This window comes from Staphylococcus sp. Marseille-Q5304 (genome assembly GCF_943737015.1).
Lineage (GTDB): Bacteria > Bacillota > Bacilli > Staphylococcales > Staphylococcaceae > Staphylococcus > Staphylococcus hsinchuensis.
In genome coordinates this window covers 1,289,451-1,312,914 of record NZ_CALSFP010000001.1, presented here as the reverse complement: position 1 = coordinate 1,312,914, position 23,464 = coordinate 1,289,451, and the positions used below count along the sequence as shown (strand labels likewise).

Genomic DNA, 23,464 nt, shown 5'->3' with positions numbered 1-23,464 from the left:
GAAAAGCTTTCTCAATTAAACTTAAGCTATATATTTAGGTGAAACGTAAATTGAACATTTCAAAGCATAATCTATATATTTTAATGATTTATAAACTACATGCGAATATAGTTGCGTCGCACAGTTGATTCATTAAATTAGGATTTTGTCTACTTTTTAGTCTCTTTACATGAAATAAATGTAAAGAGATTTTTTTATGGAAGGATATATAAAAATGATGAAAAATGAAGCGATGTTTGAACGCACGGTTAAACCAATATTAGATGTAAAAGACAAACCAAAATTGAGTCAGTGGGCTTTTTTAAGTACACAGCATTTATTTGCGATGTTTGGTTCTACCGTATTAGTTCCATTTTTAACAGGTTTACCGATATCCTCAGCATTAATTGCATCAGGTATTGGGACACTATTGTACATCTTAATTACGCAAGCTAAGATTCCAGCTTATCTCGGTTCAAGCTTTGCTTTTATCACACCGATAATCACTGGATTACATTCTCACAGTTTAGGTGACATGTTAATTGCATTATTCATGAGTGGGTTAATGTACATCTTAATTGGTTTAGCTATTAAGTTGAGCGGTACGAGATGGTTGATGCGTTTATTACCACCTGTTGTGGTAGGACCAGTCATCATGGTTATCGGTTTAAGTTTAGCACCTACTGCAGTCAATATGGCCATGTTTGAAAATTCTGCAGATATGAAAGGCTATAACTTAAGTTATGTTGTTGTCGCAATGGTAACATTGTTAGTCACAATCATCGTTCAAGGATTCTTTAAAGGTTTTCTATCTTTAATACCGGTACTTATCGGCATTACTACCGGTTATATATTATCAGCGTTTATGGGCTTAGTTAAATTTAGCTCTATCGCCGAAGCGAAGTGGTTACAGTTTCCTGAAATTTATTTACCGTTTAAAGATTACACTCCGTCTTTCAATCTAGGTTTGATATTAGTTTTAATACCTATCGTCTTTGTGACTGTTAGTGAACATATTGGCCACCAACTAGTAATTAATAAAATCGTAGGTAAAAACTTCTTTGAAGATCCAGGGCTCGATAGGTCAATTATAGGTGATGGTGTATCGACGATGTTTGCTAGTCTCATCGGTGGTCCACCAAGTACGACATACGGTGAAAATATCGGTGTACTTGCAATTACTAAAATCTATAGTATTTATGTAATTGGTGGGGCGGCATGTATCGCAATCTTATTAGGGTTTATTGGAAAATTTACGGCACTTGTGTCATCAATACCAACACCCGTTATGGGTGGCGTATCAATTCTACTTTTCGGTATTATTGCGGCAAGTGGATTGAGAATGCTGGTAGAAAGTAATGTAGATTTCTCAAGTAATCGTAATTTAGTTATCGCGTCGGTCATCTTAGTCATCGGTATTGGAAATTTAGTATTTAACTTAAATGGAGTGGGTATCAAATTAGAAATTGAAGGTATGGCATTAGCTGCGTTAGCAGGCATCATATTGAATTTGATATTACCCGAAACTTCTAAGGCTCAACAGTAAGAAAATGTGCTTAAATGGAGGTCTTAAATTGGAAAATTTATTATCTATGGAACATCTTTCAAATACAGAAATAAAGACATTAATCCAGCGTGCAAGTGAGATTAAGAATGGTCAATATGAGCCACAACAGTATGACAAGCAATTTGTCGCAAATTTATTCTTTGAAAATTCAACACGTACCAAAAGCAGTTTCCTCGTAGCTGAACAAAAGCTAGGACTAAAATTAATTGATTTTGAAACTTCAACTTCTTCAGTGCAAAAGGGTGAGTCACTCTATGATACATGTAAAACGCTGGAGATGGTCGGTGCAGATGTGTTAGTCATTCGTCACTCACAAAATGCTTATTACGACGAATTAGCTTCATTAAATATACCTATTATTAACGGTGGAGATGGAAGTGGCCAACACCCTACACAAAGTTTGCTTGATTTAATGACAATTAATGAGGAATTTGGTTCATTTGAAGGACTGAATATTTTGATTTGTGGCGATATTAAAAATTCTCGTGTAGCGAGAAGCAATTACCATAGTTTAAAAGCTTTAGGCGCTAACGTGATGTTTTCAAGTCCTGACTCGTGGAAAGATGAGCGTTTAGATGCACCGTATGTGGATATTGATGAAGTGATTGATCAAGTTGATATCGTCATGTTATTAAGAGTACAACATGAAAGACATGAACAAAGTGAAAGTAAGCAATTTGAAGTGAACGATTATCATGAACATTTTGGTTTGACTTTAAAACGTTACGAACAATTGCAAGATCATGCGATTGTGATGCATCCAGCACCAGTCAATCGCGGTGTAGAAATCGATGCTTCTCTTGTAGAAGCTTCACAGTCTCGTATTTTTGAACAAATGGAAAATGGCATGTATTTAAGAATGGCAGTCATTGATTATATTTTACAGAAAAAGGGGTAATTAAAATGAAATTAATAACGAATGCTAAAATATTAAAAAACGGTGAACTTACAGACGTATCAATTTTAATTGATGGAAAGAAAATTAAACAGATTGGTCAACAAATCGAAGTAGATGACAACACAGAAGTCATTGATGCCCAAGGCCAATTCGTTGCACCAGGTTTAGTTGACGTACACGTACATTTACGTGAACCAGGCGGAGAACATAAAGAGACAATTGAAACAGGTACGAAAGCAGCAGCAAGAGGCGGCTTTACAACTGTTTGCCCAATGCCAAATACAAGACCTGTACCTGATTCAGTAGCCAATATGCAACATTTAAACGCGTTAATCGAAGCGAATGCTCAAGTTCGTGTATTACCATATGCAGCTATTACAGTTAGACAAGCAGGTCAAGAACATGTAGATTTCGAAGCACTTACTCAACAAGGCGCATTTGCTTTCACAGATGATGGTGTTGGTGTCCAACAAGCGAGTATGATGTATGAAGCAATGAAAGCAGCAGCGAAGCAAAATAAAGCCGTTGTCGCACACTGCGAAGATAATAGCTTAATCTATGGTGGAGCAATGCATGATGGTAAACGTAGTAAAGAATTAGATATCCCTGGTATTCCAAATATTTGTGAAGCGGTTCAAATAGCTCGTGATGTATTATTAGCTGAAGCAACTGGTGCACACTATCACGTATGTCACGTATCTACGAAAGAAAGTGTTCGTACAATTCGCGATGCTAAAAAGGCTGGTATCAACGTGACAGCTGAGGTCACACCACATCACTTATTATTAACTGAAGATGATGTACCAGGTGATAATGCGATTTATAAAATGAATCCACCACTAAGAAGTAAAGAAGACCGTGATGCATTATTAGAAGGTTTATTAGATGGTACGATTGATTGTATCGCAACGGATCATGCACCACATGCAGCTGAAGAAAAAGACCAACCAATGACGAAAGCACCATTCGGTATCGTAGGTAGTGAAACAGCATTCCCATTATTATATACAAACTTTGTTAAAAATGGTGACTGGTCATTACAACAACTTGTTGATTATTTAACAATCAAACCAGCACAAACTTTTGATTTACCATACGGTACTTTAGAAGAAGGTAGTCTTGCTGATTTAACAGTTATTAATTTAGATGAAGAAAGAGAAATTAAAGCTGAAGACTTCGCATCAAAAGGAACGAACACACCATTCTTAGGAAATAAAGTATACGGCACTCCAGTATTAACATTAGTTGAAGGTGAAGTTAAATTTAAGGAGGAAAAATAATGTTGCAAAAACGATATCTTGTGCTAGAAGATGGTTCTTACTATGAAGGTTATCCAATAGGTTCAGATGAAGTTACAGAAGGCGAAATCGTATTTAATACTGCGATGACAGGTTATCAAGAAACAATTTCAGACCCATCTTATACAGGTCAAATTATTACATTCACATATCCATTAATTGGAAATTATGGTATCAATCGAGATGACTTTGAATCACTTGTACCAACATTAAATGGAGTTGTTGTGAAAGAAGCAAGTACACACCCAAGTAACTTCAGAAAGCAAAAGACGTTCCATGAAATTCTTGTCGAATATAATATTCCTGGTATTAAAGGTGTCGATACACGTAGTATCACGCGTAAGATTAGACAATTCGGTGTGCTTAAAGCTGCATTTACCGATGATAAAGCACAAATCGATCAAGTTATTGAACGATTAAAAACATTAGAATTACCTCGAAACGAAGTTACAACTGTATCAACCAAATCACCTTATGTTTCAACGGGTTATGATTTAAGTGTTGTACTAGTGGACTTCGGTAAAAAACAAAACATCGTCAGAGAGCTGAACGCGCGTGGATGTAACGTAACAGTTGTACCATATGATACTTCAGCTGAAGCGATTAAACGTATGACACCGGATGGCGTAATGTTATCAAATGGTCCTGGTGATCCAGAAGAAGTTCAAGTAGCAGTTGAAATGATTAAAGGTATATTAGGACATATTCCGTTCTTCGGTATCTGTTTAGGACATCAACTCTTTGCACTTTCTCAAGGTGCTACTTCATTTAAAATGAAATTCGGTCATCGTGGTGCGAACCACCCAGTTAAAGATTTGAAAACAGGTAAAATCGCCTTAACAAGTCAAAACCATGGTTATGCGATAGATAAAGATTCGTTAAAAGATACGGAATTAGAAGTGACGCATATCGCAATTAATGATAATACAGTTGAAGGTTTACGCCATAAGACATTGCCAGCATTTTCAGTACAATATCACCCAGAGGCGTGCCCAGGACCAACTGATTCAAACTATTTATTCGATGAATTTATAAAAATGATGAAACAATATCAAACAAAGGAGCATACAATCAATGCCTAAACGTGAAGATATCAAAACAATATTAGTTATAGGTTCAGGACCTATTATCATCGGCCAAGCTGCGGAATTCGATTACGCTGGAACACAAGCGTGTTTAGCATTAAAAGAAGAAGGTTACCGCGTTATTTTAGTAAATTCAAACCCAGCAACAATTATGACAGATAATGAAATCGCGGATAAAGTTTATATCGAACCATTAACGCATGATTTCATTGCGCGCATTATACGTAAAGAACAACCAGATGCATTATTACCTACATTAGGTGGCCAAACTGGTCTTAACATGGCTATTCAATTAAATGATAGTGGTGTGTTAGAAGCGAATAATGTACAACTTCTAGGCACAAAGCTATCATCTATTCAACAAGCCGAAGACAGAGAATTATTTAGAAGCTTAATGAACGAACTAGGCGTTGCAGTGCCTGAAAGTGATATTGTTAACACGGTAGAACAAGCATTTACATTTAAGGAGCAAGTGGGTTATCCACTTATCGTGCGACCAGCATTTACCATGGGTGGCACTGGTGGCGGTATTTGCCACAACGATGAAGAACTACAAGAAATCGTTTCAAATGGTTTACACTATAGCCCAGCTACACAATGTTTAATTGAAAAATCAATCGCCGGCTTCAAAGAAATTGAATATGAAGTTATGCGTGATAAAAATGATAACGCCATTGTAGTATGTAACATGGAAAATATTGACCCAGTGGGTATCCATACGGGTGACTCAATCGTAGTTGCACCGAGTCAAACTTTATCTGATGTTGAGTATCAAATGTTACGCGATGTCTCATTAAAGGTTATTCGCGCACTTGGAATTGAAGGTGGCTGTAATGTTCAGCTAGCATTAGATCCGCATTCAATGGACTATTACATCATCGAAGTTAACCCACGTGTGTCACGTTCATCAGCATTAGCTTCCAAAGCAACTGGTTATCCAATTGCTAAGCTAGCAGCTAAAATCGCTATCGGCTTATCACTTGATGAAATGTTAAATCCAGTAACAGGTACATCATACGCGGCATTTGAACCTTCGCTTGATTATGTTATTTCAAAAATTCCACGTTTCCCATTCGATAAATTTGAAAAAGGTGAACGTGTACTAGGAACTCAAATGAAAGCAACTGGTGAAGTAATGGCTATTGGTAGAACATATGAAGAATCTCTATTAAAGGCTATTCGCTCACTTGAATATGGTGTACATCATTTAGGTTTACCAAATGGTGAAACATTCGACTTAGATTACATCAAAACACGTATTAAAGACCAAGATGATGAACGTTTATTCTTTATTGGAGAGGCGATTCGTCGTGGAACAACGTTAGAAGAATTACATGAAATGACTAAAATTGATTATTTCTTCTTAAATAAATTTAAACATATTATTGATATTGAACATGATTTAAAAGCAAATAGTGGCGACATCGATTATCTAAAATTCGCTAAAGATTATGGCTTCAGTGACCGTGTCATTGCACACCGTTTTAATATGTCAGAGGAAGAAGTATTTAATTTAAGACAACAACATGGTATTACACCTGTTTATAAAATGGTCGACACTTGTGCTGCTGAATTCGAATCAACAACACCGTATTACTATGGTACGTATGAACAAGAAAATGAATCGAACGTGACAGAACAAGAAAAAATCTTAGTACTTGGTTCAGGTCCGATTAGAATCGGTCAAGGTGTTGAGTTTGACTATGCAACTGTACATGCGGTTTGGGCAATTCAAAAAGCAGGCTACGAAGCTATTATTGTCAATAATAACCCTGAAACAGTTTCAACAGACTTTTCAATTTCAGATAAATTATACTTTGAACCTTTAACTGAAGAAGATGTAATGAATATCATCAACTTAGAGCAACCTAAAGGTGTCGTTGTCCAATTCGGGGGTCAAACAGCAATTAATTTAGCGGATAAACTTGCGAATCGTGGTGTAAATATCTTAGGTACGACATTAGAAGACTTAAACCGTGCTGAAGATCGTAAGGAATTCGAAGCATTGTTACACACAATTAACGTGCCACAACCTAAAGGTAAAACAGCTACATCTCCAGAAGGTGCTTTAGAAAATGCACGTAACATCGGCTATCCTGTCGTCGTGAGACCTTCTTATGTATTAGGTGGTCGAGCTATGGAAATTGTAAATAGTGATGACGAGCTTAAAAATTATATGAATCAAGCAGTTAAAGCAAGCCCTGACCATCCAGTACTTGTCGATAGATATTTAACAGGTAAAGAAATTGAAGTCGATGCAATCAGTGATGGAGATACAGTAATTATCCCAGGAATTATGGAACACATTGAACGTGCAGGTGTCCATTCAGGTGACTCAATCGCAGTTTATCCTCCGCAAACATTATCAAATGAAGAAATGGAAATTTTAGAAGATTATACGGTTAAACTTGCGAAAGGGCTTAATATTGTTGGCCTTATCAACATTCAATTTGTTGTAGCACATGATGGGGTATATGTTCTTGAAGTTAACCCACGTTCTAGTCGTACTGTACCATTCTTAAGTAAAATTACCGGCATTCAAATGGCTCAACTTGCAATGCGTTCAATTATCGGTGAGAAACTTGTCGACATGGGTTACAAGGAAGGTATTCAACCATATTCTGAGGGCGTCTTTGTAAAAGCCCCAGTGTTCAGTTTTAACAAACTGAAAAACGTAGATATTACGCTTGGACCTGAAATGAAATCAACAGGTGAAGTAATGGGTAAAGACGCAACGATGGAAAAAGCATTATTCAAAGGTTTAACAGCAAGTGGTGTAGAAGTTAAAGACCATGATACTGTATTAATGACAGTGAGTGATAAAGATAAAGACGAAGTAGTAAGTATTGCTGCTCGACTTAACGAAGTAGGCTATAAGATTTTAGCAACAGAAGGTACGGCACAAAAACTTAAAGAACATCAAATTCCTGCTGAAGTGGTTGGCAAAATTGGCGGCGAAGATGATCTTCTAACGCGCATTCAACAAGGTGAAGTTCAAATTGTTGTAAATACTATGACAAAAGGTAAAGAAGTTGAAAGAGACGGCTTCCAAATTAGAAGAACATCAGTAGAAAACGGTGTACCTTGTCTTACTTCATTAGATACAGCAAATGCATTAACGAATGTCATTGAAAGTATGACTTTCACTATGAAAAACATGTAAATCATTTGATTGAATCAACGGGCTAACATTTGCATAGCCCTTGATTTCAACTATTTGTAATCAATTTGAGGTGTACTAACATAATGAAGACTTTACCAATTATTGCATTAGATTTTGACTCAATAGAGTCAGTAAATCAGTTTTTAGATCAATTTGATGAACCATTATTTGTTAAGGTAGGTATGGAACTATTTTATCAAACTGGACCGCAATTGATTGAATCGATTAAAGCACGTGGTCATGATATATTTCTAGATTTGAAATTGCATGATATTCCAAATACAGTCGGTAAGGCAATGGAAGGTTTGAGTAAATTAGATGTCGACTTAGTAAACGTTCATGCTGCAGGTGGTACTGCTATGATGGAACGTGCATTAGAAGGTATTAAAAAGCATAATAAAGATATAAAGATTATCGCAGTCACACAATTAACTTCAACAACTGAAGCGGTATTACAACAAGAACAAAATATACAAACTACAATCGATGAAGCTGTACTAAATTATGCTCAACTAGCAAAAAAGGCAGGCTTAGATGGTGTTGTTTGTTCACCGTTAGAGACGGCATTGTTAAAGGAACACTTAGGCACATCATTTTTAAAAGTTACACCTGGTATCAGACCTGCTGATGCAGCTGTAAACGATCAAAAACGTGTGACGACACCAGAACAAGCAAAAGAAATGGGCTCGACACATATCGTTGTCGGAAGACCTATTACTCAAAGTGACGATCCGCTCGCAAGTTATCAAAAAATAAAAGAAAGTTGGTTAAGTTAATATGGCGAAAAACATTGCGAAAGCATTATTAGATATCGAAGCAGTAACGTTATCTCCAAATGATTTATTTACGTGGAGTTCAGGAATAAAATCACCAATTTATTGCGACAATCGAGTTACTCTAGGTTTCCCTAGCGTTCGACGTGATATTAGAGATGGTTTAAGTGACTTAATTCAACAACAATTTCCAGAAGGTCAAATCGTTTCAGGGACTGCAACTGCAGGCATCCCTCATGCAGCATATGTATCTGAAGTATTAGATTTACCTATGAACTATGTTCGTTCTAAGAGTAAAAGCCATGGTAAACAAAATCAAATAGAAGGTGCTCAAAGTGAAGGTAAGAAAGTGGTTGTAATTGAAGATTTAATTTCGACAGGTGGATCATCTATTACAGCAGTTGAAGCTTTAAAAGAAGCAGGCGCTGAAGTATTAGGTGTCGTAGCAATCTTCACATACGGTTTAAAGAAAGCCGATGATCAATTTGAAGAAGCGCAAGTACCATTTTATACACTCAGTAATTATAATGAATTAATTGAAGTTGCAAAAGAAAATGGGCAAATTTCTGAATCAGACATTACTACTTTAGTTGATTGGAGAGACAACTTGTCATAATATGTAACCCAAAGGGGGTACATGTATGACAAAAAGCCCAGAAGAATCCTATCAAAATTTTTCACATATCAATGATTTTTTGAAAAAAGATGATGACTATAGAAAACACGATGACGATAAGTATAAGCAAGAAATGAATTCAGAAGATAAAGAAGAAAACGACTTTTACAAACAATCAAAATCAAACATCAAAGATAAAAAGAACTTGTAGAATGGCTCTTACTATTTAATTGAAAGTTAAATAATGAACTCGAATCAGGCTACTCATTTTCTGTAATAAACAGGAGATAAGTAGCCTGATTTTTGTTAAATATGAAGGTTGATTTCGATTTGGCAATGTTCGTTGACAAAGGAGTATACTGGTTTTGAACACTATAGTGAAAATGGAAATGTAAGTACGTGTAGACCTAGTTATTAATAAAAAAATCGAATCAATAGAAATTACAGTGATAATCCATACTTTTTGAATTAACCACGCTTATATAGTTTAGTAGAGTCTCTCTTGAACATTGTAGATTTATAAATTAAGGAGGTAGGTTAAAAAGGACGTACAGAGTGAATATAGCGCGACCATGATATAATATAAGTGTGACATGTATATAGGTTTTGATGATTGGCTTCTATTTAATTTTAATAGTTTGTAATTTCAACAATTTATTTAAGGAGATTATTTATATGGTAAAAAGATTAGATGAAGTAATGATTTACGTTTACGATCATGATAAAGTGATGCAGTTTTGGACTGAATATTTAAATTTCACAGTTTCTGAAGATACAGAAGAAATGGGCATGCGTATAGTTAAGTTGCTACCACAAGACAAAGCAGAAACTGCGATTGTCTTACAAGACAAGGCAAAAGTTGATGAAATGGATATGGGCGTAAGCACTGCAACACCATCACTCATGTTTGCAACTACACAATTTGATGATTTGTATCAACATTTAAAAGATAATGATATTACAGTCGGAGAAGTGATGACTTTACCGATGGGCAGAGTATTTAACTTTGCTGACCCAGAAGATAATTATTTTGCAGTAAAAGAAGTTAAATAAATCTACTTTGCTTATAGACTAATACCTCCGTATTACTCATTTTTAAATGAATGATACGGAGGTTTTTAATATTCACACGGATTGAAATTAGTCCATAATATATTTGGGTTGTTTATTCTTACTTAAAAATTACTATCGAATCATGATTTTTATAATGATGTAGCCAATAAGTAGTACTAATACGGCAATTAATAGGGGAATTAGATAATGTAACATTGTGATACCTCCGTTAGACTTTGTATATATTTTAACGATATTTGGTTTAAAAAGAAAGGAAACGTCTTTAACTCATAGATTATGTAACTTTCAACATTTTATAAATGCATGTTAGATATACGTAAAATATTCGAATTATCAGATGTGATAGGTTACCATAGTGGTCAAGGAGGGGAAATGATGAACATTCCAAAAATAACTACGTTTTTAATGTTTAATGGCGAAGCAGAAGAAGCCATTAATTTATACATTGATGCATTTGAAGATGCAGAAATATTAAATATTGTTCGATATGGGGAAGATGATGAAGAACCGACAGGAACGGTTCAACATGCAATCTTTAGATTAAAAGATCAAATCTTTATGGCCATTGATAATGTGAATAATGTAGACATTGAAATGAATCCAGCTATGTCATTATACGTGACCGTAGATAGCGCAATGGAAATGGAACAATTATTTAGTAAATTGAAACGTGAAGGTGCAATTCTTATGCCTAAAACAGAGATGCCACCATTCCGTGAATTTGCTTGGATTCAAGATAAATTTGGTGTTAATTTCCAATTAGCTTTACCGGAACAACAGTAGTATAAGTAACCATTATACGAGCTCAAAATTACAATATACAAAAAGCACCTTAGTGTACAAACTAAGGTGCTTTTTAAAATTATTAAGACTTTAACCATTCATTATTTGACCTTTAATTGTTGAATGTAGTCATAATCTGGTGTTGCATATAAAGTTTTTTGATTATCGTAAGTGACAAACCCTGGTTTCGCACCAGACGGTTTATGAACATGTTTAATTAAAGTATAATCAACAGGTATTTGACCAGAATTACCTGCTTTGGAGAAATACCCTGATAACATAGCCGCTTCTTTAATCGTCGTCTCACTTGGTTGGTCGTTTAATATCACAACATGGGAACCTGGTATATCTTTTGTGTGGAACCAAATATGATTTTTATCAGCCTTTTTGTTCGTTAAATAATCATTTTGTTTATTATTTTTACCAACGAGTATTGTATCACCATCTGAAGAACGATATTCTTGTAACTGAATTTTTTGTTTTCGTTTTTTCTTATTTTGCTTTCGTTGTTTCATATAACCTTGTTCTGATAATTCGTCACGAATATCATCTATATCATCAACAGAAATATGTTTGAGTTGTTGTTCAATACCTTCGAAATAAGCGATATTCTCTTTTGTTAATTGGATTTGATGGTGCAATTCACTTTCACGCGTTTTTAGTTTATTGTATTGCTTATAATAATATTGAGCATTAACTGCAGGTGATTTCGTTGGGTTTAAAGGAATCGTGACTTCTTCATTATTGTAGTAATTTAAAGCAGTTAGTTCCTCATCTCCCTGATTGATACGGTAAATGTTTGCTGTTATAAGTTCTCCATATAGTTGTTGGAGTTCTTTATCTTTCGTGCCTTCTTGTTCTGCATATAACTTAGAAATTTTATTTTGGTATTTATTTAATTGTTGATGCACAAATTTAACTAAATCATTTGCTCTTTGTTTCACGCGTTCTCTTTCGCCACGTGCATCAAAGTATCTATCTAACAAATCGTGTAAAGAATCATATTTCACTACATCATCATAAAATTGGTCTAGTTCCATAAAATAAAAGTCTTCTTTACCCGTTTTATGGTTTTTATGGAAGACTGGGACAGGTGCTTGCTCGGTTTGGGCCATGACCTCATCATAAGCTTGTGGTAATGTTTCGGTCGTCATAAATTGCTTTCTATTGACGATTTCCTTTGTTATTAATGGGCTAAATCCTTCAAAATGGTTGAGCAATTGTTTGGCGATTTTGCCACTATTGAAATCTATATAAGATAGTACATCATTACCTGTTTTCTCATAAGGGTTCATTTTATGTTGTGTAGGTGGTGCATCATATTGAAAGCCCGGCATCACGGTACGATATTGGTTTGTATTAGGAGTGAGGTGTTTAAAGCCTTCAATTATTTTTCTTTCTTCGTTTACGAGGATTAAGTTACTATGTTTTCCCATAATTTCAAGAATGATGGTACGATGCATCGTATCGCCAATTTCATCTTTACTCTGTACATCAATTTCTACACGTCTATCATTATCAATTTGTCTAATTGCCTTGATAATACCGCCTTCTAAATGCTTACGAAAAACTCGTGCAAACATAGGTGGGTCGAAAGGATTATCATATTTTTTAGCAGTGATGTGCATTCTGCTAAAGCTAGGATGAATAGAAAGTAAGAGTTGATGATTTTGTCTATTTTGACGTACAACGAGTATAATTGTGTCGTTTTCTGGTTGGTTAATCTTATGAATACGACCATCGACAAGATCTTGTAAAGATTCCACCATTTTTCTTGTAAATAAGCCATCAAATGCCATGATTATCTGCCACCTTATTTTTAGTCATTCATTGTATTGTAACATGTAGAAAACGATAGGTCATCGTCAAAGTTTAAGCCTAAAAGAGCTATACAATTAAATAGGGAATATGGTATCATGTGTTAATAATAGAAGAATAGCTTAGAGAGGTCGTAATTCATGGATAATGAGAAAGGTTTGTTGATAGTATTATCTGGACCATCTGGTGTGGGCAAAGGTACAGTTAGAAAGAAGATATTTGAAGACCCGTCTACTTCATACAAATATTCTATCTCTATGACCACACGTAATATGCGTGAAGGCGAAGAGGATGGTGTTGATTATTTCTTCAAAACAAAGGCTGAGTTTGAAGAGCTAATTAAACAAGATCAATTTATAGAATATGCAGAATACGTAGGAAACTATTATGGGACACCTGTTGAGTATGTTAAGAACACGATGGATGATGGTTATGATGTATTTTTAGAAATAGAAGTTGAAGGCGCAAAACAAGTGCGTAAGAAATTTCCTGATGCATTATTTATTTTTTTGGCGCCACCAAGCTTAGACGATTTACGTGAACGCTTGGTTGGCAGAGGTACGGAATCAGATGAAAAGATCCAAAGCCGCGTTACTGAAGCGCGTAAAGAAGTCGAAATGATGAACTTGTATGATTATGTCGTCGTTAATGATGAAATAGATTTAGCAAAGCAACGTATTCAATCCATTGTCGACGCTGAGCATTTGAAAAGAGAACGAATTGAAGCGAAATATAGAAAAATGATTTTGGAGGCGAAAAAATAATGTTAAATCCACCTTTAAACCAATTAATGAAGCAAGTTAACTCACAATATTTAGTAGCAACTACAGCTGCTAAACGTGCACGTGAAATTGATGAAAAACCTGAAACAGAAGTACAAGCAAGTTATGAATCAAAAAAACCTGTTGGTAAAGCATTAGAAGAAATTGCTAACGGCGAAGTATATCCAAACGGAACAGTTAAATAAACTGTTAAAATGCAATTTTTTTAAGTTAATACATTACACATAATTTAATAACATGAGTGAAGGTAGAGGCAATTGAGGTCTCTACCTTTACTTATATCACTTTGTTCAATAAGATTTCTTTATTGTTTTTAGCACGGTAGTGAGCTTAAAAAATGAAATCTGATATTCTAGCCGAAATCTTTTCCATGAGATTTCTGTCTCGCTCCCCATAAATGGGGTCAGTGGCTGACTGAATTGAAGCTGCGTTAGCACTTGCTTCATTTCTAGTCACCTGTGCCGGGGCAAGACGACGAAATCTTTTCCATGAGATTTCTGTCTTGCTCCCTTTTTAATTTTGTTGAGCTTTTGTGTATAATACAAAGTAATAAATTAAATAATGACGATAAATTTTCTTTAATTTTAAAATAAATAGAAAAGTATGATACAAATTTCTAGTTGGAGGATATGTGCAATGAAACGAATATTACTTGCCGTTACTGGCGGTATTGCAGCTTATAAAGCGATTGATTTAACGAGTAAACTCACTCAAGCGGGTTACGATGTCAGAGTAATGTTAACTGATCATGCTCAAGAATTTGTTACGCCTTTAGCTTTTCAAGCGATTGGTCGAAATACGGTTTATACAAGTACCTTTATTGAACAAAATCCAGAAGAAATACAACATGTTGCTTTAGGTGATTGGGCGGATGCCATCGTTGTCGCACCTGCTACTGCCAATACCCTTGCAAAGTTAGCACATGGTATTGCTGATGATATGGTCACTTCAACGCTACTTGCTACAGAAACACCAAAGTTCGTTGCACCTGCAATGAATGTTCATATGTATGAAAACAATAGAACGCAACATAATATGTCAATTTTACGTTCAGATGGATATCACTTTTTAGAACCTGGTGAAGGCTTTTTAGCATGTGGCTATGTAGCTAAAGGACGTATGGAAGAACCATTACAAATCGTTGAACGTTTGACTCACTTTTTCAAAAATGAAGAGGAATCTACACATGAACAACCAAGTCGTTTTAAAGGTAAGCATGTCTTAATTACTGCAGGACCGACTGTCGAAGAGCTTGATCCTGTTAGATATTTATCTAATCGTTCATCAGGTAAAATAGGTTATGCTTTAGCTGAAACACTTCAACAACGTGGTGCACTTGTCACACTTGTTTCAGGACCGACAAATCTCACAGCACCAGAACAGGTCAACTTAATTCAAGTTAAGAGTGCCGATGAAATGTTTGAAGCTGTAAAATCAAATTTCGAGAACCAAGACATTATCTTTAAAGCTGCAGCAGTTTCAGATTATGCTCCAGAAACACCACTAGACCATAAATTGAAGAAACAAGATGGTACATTATCTGTCACATTCAAACGTACGCCGGATATTCTTAAATATTTAGGAGAACATAAAACACACCAATATTTAGTTGGATTTGCAGCTGAAACTCAAAATATTGAAGCTTATGCTAAGCAAAAGCTAGAACGTAAAAAAGCAGATGTAATTATTGCTAATAACGTTGGAGATTTATCTATAGGATTTAGTTCAGACGACAATGATTATACGATGTACTTTAAAGATGGTAATGATATACATTTAGGTAAAAAGAAAAAAACAGAGTTAGCAGAAATGATTGTAGATAGTGTAGAAGCAAGGTGGCATTAGTATGATAGCAAAGGTCATAGTAGACATTCCGTCAAAAAGTGTTGACTTCACTTTTGATTATTTAATTCCGGATCAAATGCAAGCCATGATTCAAGTTGGGATGCGTGTGATTGTGCCATTTGGTCCACGAACTGTACAAGGATACATTATGTCTCTGACTGACCAACCTGATTCGGATATGGATATTTCAAAATTAAAGAAAATTAAAGAGATTCAAGATATCCAACCTGAGTTAACACAAGAACTCATTCAATTAACAGAGTGGTACAACCAATATTTTGTTACGAAACGTATTTCGATGTTAGAGGCAATGTTACCGAGTGCTATAAAAGCAAAGTATACGAAATACTTTAAAATTGAATCATTTTCAGAAGTACCCCAACAACTACAACTAAAATTTAATAACGAAGGGTTATACCCATACAAAGAAGCTCAATCTAATAATGATTTAACGGCTATAACACCTCTATTAAAGCAAGGTGTCATTTCAGAAGAAACGAAACTGACGCAAAATGTATCAAAAAAGAAACAAAGAGCGGTAAGGTTAATTGAAGGCTTTGATGTTGATGCAGTGTTAGGTTCATTAGAAAAGTCACCGAAACAATATGATGTTTATGCTTATTTGATTGATGAACAACACCATACTGTAACTCTGAAACAATTAGATGAAATGTCCTTTTCTAAATCTAGTATCGATACATTAATTCGTAAAGGATTTATTGAAAAATATGATGCCATCATTGATCGAGATCCTTTTGAAACGCGTGTGTTTGAACAAGATGAAAAACAAGTACTAACCACCGAGCAACAAGTAGCTTATGATTCAATAATAGAAACGATTGAATCTCAGCAACAACGGACATTTTTACTTCACGGCGTAACAGGATCAGGTAAAACCGAGGTGTATTTACAGACGATTGAAACGGTGCTTAATCTTGGGAAACAAGCGATGATGCTCGTACCTGAAATTGCGTTAACGCCACAAATGGTATTGCGTTTTAAACGTCGGTTTGGTGATGATGTGGCTGTACTGCATTCGGGATTATCGAAAGGCGAACGTTATGACGAGTGGCAAAAAATACGTGACGGAAAAGCAAGTGTGAGTGTAGGTGCACGCTCGAGTGTCTTTGCCCCTTTTAAAAACTTAGGCATGATTATCATCGATGAAGAACATGAATCTTCATATAAGCAAGAAGATTATCCACGATACCATGCACGAGATATCGCACAATGGCGGAGTCAGTATCATCATTGCCCATTAATTTTAGGGAGTGCGACGCCAAGTTTAGAAAGCTTTGCACGTGCTGAAAAGGGTGTATATGAACTGTTAGCGTTACCTTCTAGAGTTAATCAAAAGATATTACCTGAAGTCGATATTGTTGATATGAGAGAGGAATTAAGCTCGGGTAACCGTTCCATGTTTTCTAAACAGTTACATCAAGCAATTGAAGAAAAACTTGCTCGACAAGAACAAATCGTGTTGTTTTTAAACAGACGCGGTTATGCTTCATTTATGCTTTGTCGGGATTGTGGTCACGTACCACAATGTCCAAATTGTGATATTTCTTTAACTTATCATAAGTCAACGGATCAGTTGAAATGTCATTATTGTGGTTACCAAGCTACACCTTCGAACCAATGTCCAAACTGTGAGAGTGACCATATTAGACAAGTTGGGACAGGGACACAACGTGTTGAAGAGTTATTACAACAAACATTTCCAGAGGCTCGAATCATACGTATGGATGTCGATACGACTTCACGTAAAGGCGCCCATGAAAAGTTACTAGAAGATTTCGGCGAAGGTAAAGGAGATATCTTGTTAGGCACACAAATGATTGCCAAAGGATTAGATTTCCCAAATATCACGTTAGTCGGTGTGTTGAATGCCGATACGATGTTAAATTTACCAGATTTCAGAGCAAGTGAAAGAACATTCCAATTGTTGACCCAAGTTGCAGGTCGTGCCGGACGACATGAAAAAGAAGGACAGGTAATTATACAAACTTATAATCCGGAACATTATGCAATTAAAGACGTTCAAGCTAATAACTTCAAAGAATTTTATGATAAAGAAATGAATTATCGTAAACTTGGAAAATACCCTCCATATTTCTTTTTAATTAACTTTACGATTTCACATAAAGACATGAAAAAAGTCATGGAAGCTTCAAAACATATTCATAAAATTTTATTGCAATATTTAACTGATAAATCGCTCGTATTAGGGCCATCACCTGCAGCATTATCAAGAATAAATAAAGAATATCGTTTCCAAATATTAATCAAATACAAACAAGAGCCAGCATTAGTAGACGCCCTAAAATATTTAGATGAATACTACCATGATTTATATGTTAAAGATAAACTTTCATTAAAAATTGATATCAACCCACAAATGTTAATGTAAATACAATCCCATTCAAAGAATTTAAATCTTTGAGTGGGATTTTATTTTTTGATTGATGTTTCAGGTACTATTTTTTTGAATGTATTTACTCTAAAAATATTTAAAATAGAACTAAACATGGATTGCATTTAAACCATGATAAAGGTATATTAATTAATAACGAGTAAATATTCAGAATATTTTAATTTTTCAATTGTTTTAGATGTTGTGATAGTTCAAGGATAACATTTTATTTTTCGTGCAGAGGGGTGTGCTTATGAGTTTAATGAGTAATAGAGAAGCTACCGGTTTGAGCATAGAAGAATTATCGAATCGTTTAGCTTCATTATATAATTCAAATTTAAGTAAGGACATGATAAGAAATATTGAAGCTAAAAAAGAAATGTTGAAAGAAGAGGATGCGAAGATGTTAGCTGAGTTTTTCAATACGACAGCAGATGATGTTGGTTAATCATAAGTATGATTGAGTTATAATCCTAGTTAAATGACAAAATATTATTTTGATTGCATTTCAAATAGTTTTAGTCAAACAATATATATTTTATTTAATGACAAAGGGGGCTAGCAAATATGCAATATAATCGTTTTAATCAACCTATTGGGGAATCAATAACAGATTTTAATAACCCACCTATGCCACATTTTTCAACATTAACTGGGATTTATTGCAGATTGGAAAAGTTTACAGAGCATCATATTGATGACTTATATATGCATTTTAAAGAAGAATCAGATGCACCTAATTGGACATATTTACCAGATGATCAACCACAAACGTATATTGCATTTAAAGAGCAATTTAGAGAGAAAATTACGAGTAAAGACCCTTATTATATAGCTGTAATTGATAAATCATCCAATCGAGCATTAGGTATTGTATCACTGTTACGTATCAACTGTAATCACGGTACGATTGAAGTAGGACATATTCATTATTCAAATCAATTACAGAAAAGTCGGATTGCTACGGAAGCACAATTCTTATTAGCACGACATGTATTCGACAACTTAGGATATAGAAGGTACGAATGGAAATGTGATGCACTCAATCAACCCTCTAAAAAAGCAGCACAACGACTTGGTTTCCAATATGAAGGTACTTTTAGAAACCATGTTATATATAAAGGGAGAACACGTGATACAAGTTGGTTTGCAATGACAGATAGTGATTGGTATAACATTAAACCGTTTTATGAAAGATGGTTAGACCCTACGAACTTTGATGAAGAAGGGCGTCAGCGAACAACTTTATCTATTAAATAAAGTAACGATCGAAGGCATATACATCTACAAAGTTAAATATTATTACACACCGACTAGAGCATAGAGATATGTTCTAGTTTTATTTTAAAAATATTAAAACCATAACATTATTATGTAAACTAAAATTATATTTAAAATTATAATACAGCATAAACATTGTTTATCTTTAGCATTCAACTTCATATCATATTACTATAAGAATATAGATTGAGTGTCGAAGAACAGGGTGCAAATCTAGTAAAAGTAAGTTATAATGACATGATGAAATTTTCTAAGGAGTAAGCAAGATGACGATAAAAAAACTTGTGCCAGCAAAACATCCAATATTATCTAAAAAGATCCCACAAACAACGCAATTTGATTCGCAATTAGAACAATTATTACTTGATTTAGAAGATACGATGTACGCAGAAGAAGCGTCTGCAATATGTGCACCTCAGATTGGAATATCTCAACAGGTTGCGATGATTGATATGGAAGTTGATGGCTTACTACAATTGATTAACCCACAATTAGTCAGTGCGTCAGAAGAAACAGATACAGATTTAGAAGGGTCTGTGAGTTTTCCTGATGTATTCGGTGAAGTGAAACGTAGTAAAATGATTGTCGTAAAGAGTAATGATAAAAAAGGTAATGAAGTAGAAATGACAGCTCACGATGACGTTGCACGTATGATTTTACATATGATGGATCATTTTGAAGGAATTGTATTTACGCAACGAGCTGAAAAAATATTAAATGAAGAAGAAGTGGAGGCGTATTTTGAAAATGAGTAATGTAATCTTTATGGGTACACCAGATTTTTCAACAAAAGTATTAGAAATGCTAATTGCAGAACACAATGTGATAGCAGTCGTAACACAACCTGATCGTCCTGTTGGTAGAAAGCGTAAACTCACATCGCCACCAGTTAAACAAGTCGCAGTTGATCACGGTCTACCTGTCTATCAGCCTGAAAAGCTATCTCAATCTGATGACTTACAAAAATTAATTGATTTAGATGCGGATTTAATCGTCACGGCAGCATTTGGTCAATTACTACCTGAATCTTTATTAAATGCACCAAAGTTAGGAGCAATTAACGTGCATGCCTCATTATTACCAAAATATCGAGGCGGTGCACCTATACATCAAGCGATTATCGAGGGCGAAAAGGAAACAGGTATTACCATCATGTATATGGTTAAGAAACTCGATGCAGGTAATATCATTTCTCAACAATCTATCGCCATTGAAGAACAAGACGATGTAGGTTCTATGCACGATAAATTAAGCTTTTTAGGTGCAGATTTACTCAAAGAAACATTGCCTTCAATTATAAATGGTACGAACGATAGCATCCCTCAAGATGAAACAGCAGCAACCTTTGCTTCAAACATAAGTAGAGAAGATGAAAAAGTTGATTGGTCTCAATCTGCTGAAACAATATACAACCATATACGTGGATTATCTCCTTGGCCTGTAGCATATACAAAAATGGATGATGGAAATATGAAATTATTTGCAGCGCGTATTGAAAAAGGTAAATCTGGTAAACCGGGTACAATTATAGAAACGACTAAAAAGGCTATTATTGTAGCTACAGGCTCTGATGATGCGATTGCATTAACAGATATTCAAGTTGCCGGTAAGAAACGCATGTTAGCTGCAAGTTACTTGAGTGGCGTTCAAGACTCACTCGTAGGAAAGGAATTAACATGACATTAGACGTTACAGTAAGATCATTAGCATTTGAAACCTTACAAGATATTTTAAACGATAAAGCCTATAGTAATATCGTCATTAACGAAGTGCTCTCAAATAATGAATTAAATCGCTCAGATAAAGCTTTATTTACAGAACTCGTTTACGGAACTTTAAAGCGAAAGTTCACCTTAGATTATTATTTAAAACCCTTTGTTCAAACGAAGTTGAAAGGTTGGGTACGTCAGTTACTATGGATGAGTATTTATCAATATGTCTATCTAGATAAAGTGCCAGAACATGCGATTATCAATGAAGCTGTTGAAATCGCTAAATCAAAAGGTGGACCGCATAACGGAAATGTTGTCAATGGTATACTGCGATCAATCATGCGTAGTGAGTTACCCGACTTTTCAGAGATCACTGATGATAAGAAGAGAATTGCCTTACAGTATAGTTTACCAAAATGGTTAGTCGATCATTGGGTGACTCATCACGATATACCACAAACTGAAACAATCGCACAGTCACTGTTAACAAAGGTAGATCAAACTGTGCGGGTAAATCTCACAAGAATTACGGTATCTGAAGCACAATCAAGGTTAGAACAAGAAGGTTATAGTGTGCAGGTCGATCCACATTTAGCTTATTGTCTCCATATTAGTAGTAAGCCGATTATTGAATCGCGTCTGTTTAAAGACGGTTTGATTTCGATTCAAGATAAAAGTTCGATGTTTGTGGCGCATCTAATGGATCTTAAAGAGGGCGATGAAGTGTTAGATGCTTGTAGTGCACCGGGTGGTAAAGCATGCCATATGGCAGAAATATTAAATGATACAGGTTATATTGGTGCGACAGATATTCACGAACACAAAATAGATTTAATCGACTTTAATATTAAAAAGTTAAGATTATCTAACATTTCCTCTTTTGAACATGATGCTACTACAAAGTACGCTAAAGTATATGATAAGATTTTAGTTGATGCTCCGTGTAGTGGGTTTGGTGTATTACGCCATAAACCCGAAATTAAATACGAACAGTCACAAACAAGCATTGATTCACTTGTTGAAACTCAGTTAGCTATATTAGACAATGTCAAAGATAGCGTGAAACCAGGTGGCACGTTAATGTATTCAACTTGTACGATAGAACAAATGGAAAATGAGAACGTTATTTATACATTTTTAAAAGCTAATAAAGACTTTGAATTTGATCCTATTGTTCATCCTATTACTGGTGAACTTGTAAAAACGATGCAAATACTACCCCAAGACTTTAACTCTGATGGATTTTTTATAACTAGAATTAAAAGAAAGGAAAATTAATACATGATTACCTCAGAAAAGAAGAAAAAGAATAAATTCTTGCCAAATTTTGAAAAGCAATCAATTTATTCGTTAAGATACGATGAAATGCAAAATTGGTTAGTAGAAAAGGGTCAACAAAAATTTAGAGCAAAGCAGATTTTTGAATGGCTTTATGAAAAGCGTGTAGATGACATCGATGAAATGACAAACTTATCTAAGGATTTAAGAGAATTATTGAAAGAAAACTTTGCTATGACAACACTCTCAACAGTTGTTAAACAAGAAAGTAGAGACGGTACGATTAAGTTCTTGTTTGAACTTCAAGATGGTTATACGATTGAAACTGTCTTAATGCGTCATGAATATGGAAATTCAGTATGTGTGACAACCCAAGTTGGTTGTCGTATCGGTTGTACATTCTGTGCCTCTACTTTAGGCGGTTTAAAGCGTAATTTAGAAGCAGGTGAAATTGTCTCTCAAGTATTAACAGTTCAAAAAGCGCTTGACGCTACTGAAGAGCGTGTTTCACAAATTGTTATTATGGGCATTGGCGAACCATTTGAAAACTATGATGAAATGATGGACTTTTTAAGAATTGTTAACGATGATAATGGATTAAATATTGGTGCACGTCATATCACTGTATCAACATCGGGTATCATTCCTCGTATATATGACTTTGCGGAAGAAGACATCCAAATAAACTTTGCTGTAAGTTTACATGGTGCAAACGATGAAATACGTTCTCGTTTAATGCCTATCAATAGAGCTTATAATGTAGAAAAACTAATGGAAGCAATTAATTATTATCAAGAGAAAACGAATAGACGTATCACTTTCGAATATGGGTTATTCGGAGGCGTTAACGATCAACCTAAACACGCGCGTGAATTAGCACACCTAATCCAACACTTAAATTGTCACGTCAACTTAATTCCAGTCAACCACGTACCTGAAAGAAATTACGTTAAGACACCAAAAGATGATATATTTAACTTTGAAAAGGAATTAAAACGTTTAGGAATCAATGCTACAATTAGACGTGAACAAGGTGCAGATATTGATGCTGCTTGTGGTCAATTACGTGCTAAGGAAAGACAAGTAGAAACGAGGTAGA

At 35.0% G+C, this 23,464-nt stretch carries 21 protein-coding genes; 20 read left to right on the top strand and 1 reads right to left on the bottom strand.

Translation table 11 applies throughout. The features are described from left to right. The first annotated feature begins 217 nt into the window (after positions 1–217). From NGI30_RS06520 to NGI30_RS06475, 10 genes are all read left to right on the top strand, one after another. A complete protein-coding gene (locus NGI30_RS06520) occupies positions 218–1,525 on the top strand; it encodes a uracil-xanthine permease family protein (protein ID WP_251943939.1) in 1,308 nt (435 codons plus the stop codon). A gap of 28 nt (positions 1,526–1,553) precedes the next feature. Then, complete coding sequence (locus tag NGI30_RS06515; protein ID WP_251943101.1) at positions 1,554–2,444, top strand: aspartate carbamoyltransferase catalytic subunit; 891 nt, start codon at positions 1,554–1,556, stop codon at positions 2,442–2,444. Positions 2,445–2,449: 5 nt separating this feature from the next. After that, positions 2,450–3,724 carry a dihydroorotase gene (gene pyrC / locus NGI30_RS06510; RefSeq protein WP_251943099.1) on the top strand — a complete coding sequence of 425 codons (1,275 nt, stop codon included), beginning with the start codon at positions 2,450–2,452 and terminating at the stop codon, positions 3,722–3,724. Then, positions 3,724–4,824, top strand: a complete 1,101-nt coding sequence (locus tag NGI30_RS06505) for a carbamoyl phosphate synthase small subunit (protein ID WP_251516311.1) — start codon at positions 3,724–3,726, stop codon at positions 4,822–4,824. The genes pyrC and NGI30_RS06505 overlap by 1 nt, the downstream gene beginning before the upstream one ends. Beyond that, the gene (carB, locus tag NGI30_RS06500) at positions 4,817–7,990 is read left to right on the top strand and encodes a carbamoyl-phosphate synthase large subunit (protein WP_251943097.1); all 3,174 of its coding nucleotides are present in this window, start codon (positions 4,817–4,819) and stop codon (positions 7,988–7,990) included. The genes NGI30_RS06505 and carB overlap by 8 nt, the downstream gene beginning before the upstream one ends. Before the next feature lie 83 nt (positions 7,991–8,073). Next, the gene (gene pyrF / locus NGI30_RS06495) at positions 8,074–8,766 is read left to right on the top strand and encodes an orotidine-5'-phosphate decarboxylase (protein ID WP_251943095.1); all 693 of its coding nucleotides are present in this window, start codon (positions 8,074–8,076) and stop codon (positions 8,764–8,766) included. 1 nt (position 8,767) lies between these two features. Then, positions 8,768–9,379 (top strand): orotate phosphoribosyltransferase, encoded by a 612-nt coding sequence (gene pyrE / locus NGI30_RS06490; protein ID WP_251516320.1) that lies wholly within the window; start codon positions 8,768–8,770, stop codon positions 9,377–9,379. Between the two features lie 25 nt (positions 9,380–9,404). Continuing rightward, a complete protein-coding gene (locus NGI30_RS06485) occupies positions 9,405–9,590 on the top strand; it encodes a hypothetical protein (protein WP_251516323.1) in 186 nt (61 codons plus the stop codon). Positions 9,591–10,054: 464 nt separating this feature from the next. Next, positions 10,055–10,432 carry a VOC family protein gene (locus tag NGI30_RS06480; RefSeq protein ID WP_251516347.1) on the top strand — a complete coding sequence of 126 codons (378 nt, stop codon included), beginning with the start codon at positions 10,055–10,057 and terminating at the stop codon, positions 10,430–10,432. 396 nt (positions 10,433–10,828) lie between these two features. Continuing rightward, on the top strand, positions 10,829–11,236 hold the full coding sequence (locus NGI30_RS06475) for a VOC family protein (RefSeq protein WP_251516350.1): 408 nt from the start codon (positions 10,829–10,831) through the stop codon (positions 11,234–11,236). 101 nt (positions 11,237–11,337) lie between these two features. Here the strand turns inward: NGI30_RS06475 and NGI30_RS06470 are convergent, their stop codons facing one another. After that, positions 11,338–13,035, bottom strand: coding sequence for an Rqc2 family fibronectin-binding protein (locus NGI30_RS06470; protein ID WP_251516353.1), 1,698 nt, complete (start codon positions 13,033–13,035; stop codon positions 11,338–11,340). 159 nt (positions 13,036–13,194) lie between these two features. Here NGI30_RS06470 and gmk point away from each other — a divergent pair, with 159 nt between their 5' ends. The 10 genes from gmk (at position 13,195) to rlmN (ending at position 23,463) form a co-directional block, all read left to right on the top strand. Beyond that, entirely contained in the window at positions 13,195–13,818 is a 624-nt protein-coding gene (gene gmk, locus NGI30_RS06465; protein WP_251516355.1) for a guanylate kinase, read from the top strand. Continuing rightward, the gene (gene rpoZ, locus NGI30_RS06460) at positions 13,818–14,021 is read left to right on the top strand and encodes a DNA-directed RNA polymerase subunit omega (protein ID WP_251516357.1); all 204 of its coding nucleotides are present in this window, start codon (positions 13,818–13,820) and stop codon (positions 14,019–14,021) included. Before gmk ends, rpoZ begins: the two co-directional genes overlap by 1 nt. 451 nt (positions 14,022–14,472) lie before the next feature. Beyond that, positions 14,473–15,681, top strand: coding sequence for a bifunctional phosphopantothenoylcysteine decarboxylase/phosphopantothenate--cysteine ligase CoaBC (coaBC, locus tag NGI30_RS06455; protein ID WP_251516358.1), 1,209 nt, complete (start codon positions 14,473–14,475; stop codon positions 15,679–15,681). Position 15,682: 1 nt separating this feature from the next. After that, positions 15,683–18,091 (top strand): primosomal protein N', encoded by a 2,409-nt coding sequence (gene priA / locus NGI30_RS06450; RefSeq protein WP_251516361.1) that lies wholly within the window; start codon positions 15,683–15,685, stop codon positions 18,089–18,091. 256 nt (positions 18,092–18,347) lie between these two features. After that, positions 18,348–18,542 carry a helix-turn-helix domain-containing protein gene (locus NGI30_RS06445; RefSeq protein WP_251943092.1) on the top strand — a complete coding sequence of 65 codons (195 nt, stop codon included), beginning with the start codon at positions 18,348–18,350 and terminating at the stop codon, positions 18,540–18,542. A gap of 119 nt (positions 18,543–18,661) precedes the next feature. After that, complete coding sequence (locus tag NGI30_RS06440) at positions 18,662–19,354, top strand: GNAT family N-acetyltransferase (RefSeq protein WP_251516364.1); 693 nt, start codon at positions 18,662–18,664, stop codon at positions 19,352–19,354. 287 nt (positions 19,355–19,641) lie between these two features. Beyond that, the gene (locus NGI30_RS06435; RefSeq protein WP_251516366.1) at positions 19,642–20,130 is read left to right on the top strand and encodes a peptide deformylase; all 489 of its coding nucleotides are present in this window, start codon (positions 19,642–19,644) and stop codon (positions 20,128–20,130) included. Next, positions 20,123–21,055 carry a methionyl-tRNA formyltransferase gene (gene fmt, locus NGI30_RS06430; protein ID WP_251519017.1) on the top strand — a complete coding sequence of 311 codons (933 nt, stop codon included), beginning with the start codon at positions 20,123–20,125 and terminating at the stop codon, positions 21,053–21,055. The genes NGI30_RS06435 and fmt overlap by 8 nt, the downstream gene beginning before the upstream one ends. Next, positions 21,052–22,365, top strand: a complete 1,314-nt coding sequence (gene rsmB, locus NGI30_RS06425) for a 16S rRNA (cytosine(967)-C(5))-methyltransferase RsmB (protein ID WP_251943090.1) — start codon at positions 21,052–21,054, stop codon at positions 22,363–22,365. The genes fmt and rsmB overlap by 4 nt, the downstream gene beginning before the upstream one ends. Before the next feature lie 3 nt (positions 22,366–22,368). Beyond that, complete coding sequence (gene rlmN, locus NGI30_RS06420) at positions 22,369–23,463, top strand: dual-specificity RNA methyltransferase RlmN (protein WP_251516372.1); 1,095 nt, start codon at positions 22,369–22,371, stop codon at positions 23,461–23,463. Position 23,464 lies beyond the last annotated feature (1 nt).

Coding starts and splice junctions, on each gene's coding strand:
- NGI30_RS06520 (WP_251943939.1), top strand. CDS start 218: ATGAAAAATGAAGCGATGTTTGAACGCACGGTTAAACCAATATTAGAT.
- pyrC (WP_251943099.1), top strand. CDS start 2,450: ATGAAATTAATAACGAATGCTAAAATATTAAAAAACGGTGAACTTACA.
- NGI30_RS06505 (WP_251516311.1), top strand. CDS start 3,724: ATGTTGCAAAAACGATATCTTGTGCTAGAAGATGGTTCTTACTATGAA.
- carB (WP_251943097.1), top strand. CDS start 4,817: ATGCCTAAACGTGAAGATATCAAAACAATATTAGTTATAGGTTCAGGA.
- pyrF (WP_251943095.1), top strand. CDS start 8,074: ATGAAGACTTTACCAATTATTGCATTAGATTTTGACTCAATAGAGTCA.
- pyrE (WP_251516320.1), top strand. CDS start 8,768: ATGGCGAAAAACATTGCGAAAGCATTATTAGATATCGAAGCAGTAACG.
- NGI30_RS06485 (WP_251516323.1), top strand. CDS start 9,405: ATGACAAAAAGCCCAGAAGAATCCTATCAAAATTTTTCACATATCAAT.
- NGI30_RS06480 (WP_251516347.1), top strand. CDS start 10,055: ATGGTAAAAAGATTAGATGAAGTAATGATTTACGTTTACGATCATGAT.
- NGI30_RS06475 (WP_251516350.1), top strand. CDS start 10,829: ATGAACATTCCAAAAATAACTACGTTTTTAATGTTTAATGGCGAAGCA.
- NGI30_RS06470 (WP_251516353.1), bottom strand. CDS start 13,035: ATGGCATTTGATGGCTTATTTACAAGAAAAATGGTGGAATCTTTACAA.
- gmk (WP_251516355.1), top strand. CDS start 13,195: ATGGATAATGAGAAAGGTTTGTTGATAGTATTATCTGGACCATCTGGT.
- rpoZ (WP_251516357.1), top strand. CDS start 13,818: ATGTTAAATCCACCTTTAAACCAATTAATGAAGCAAGTTAACTCACAA.
- coaBC (WP_251516358.1), top strand. CDS start 14,473: ATGAAACGAATATTACTTGCCGTTACTGGCGGTATTGCAGCTTATAAA.
- priA (WP_251516361.1), top strand. CDS start 15,683: ATGATAGCAAAGGTCATAGTAGACATTCCGTCAAAAAGTGTTGACTTC.
- NGI30_RS06445 (WP_251943092.1), top strand. CDS start 18,348: ATGAGTTTAATGAGTAATAGAGAAGCTACCGGTTTGAGCATAGAAGAA.
- NGI30_RS06440 (WP_251516364.1), top strand. CDS start 18,662: ATGCAATATAATCGTTTTAATCAACCTATTGGGGAATCAATAACAGAT.
- NGI30_RS06435 (WP_251516366.1), top strand. CDS start 19,642: ATGACGATAAAAAAACTTGTGCCAGCAAAACATCCAATATTATCTAAA.
- fmt (WP_251519017.1), top strand. CDS start 20,123: ATGAGTAATGTAATCTTTATGGGTACACCAGATTTTTCAACAAAAGTA.
- rsmB (WP_251943090.1), top strand. CDS start 21,052: ATGACATTAGACGTTACAGTAAGATCATTAGCATTTGAAACCTTACAA.
- rlmN (WP_251516372.1), top strand. CDS start 22,369: ATGATTACCTCAGAAAAGAAGAAAAAGAATAAATTCTTGCCAAATTTT.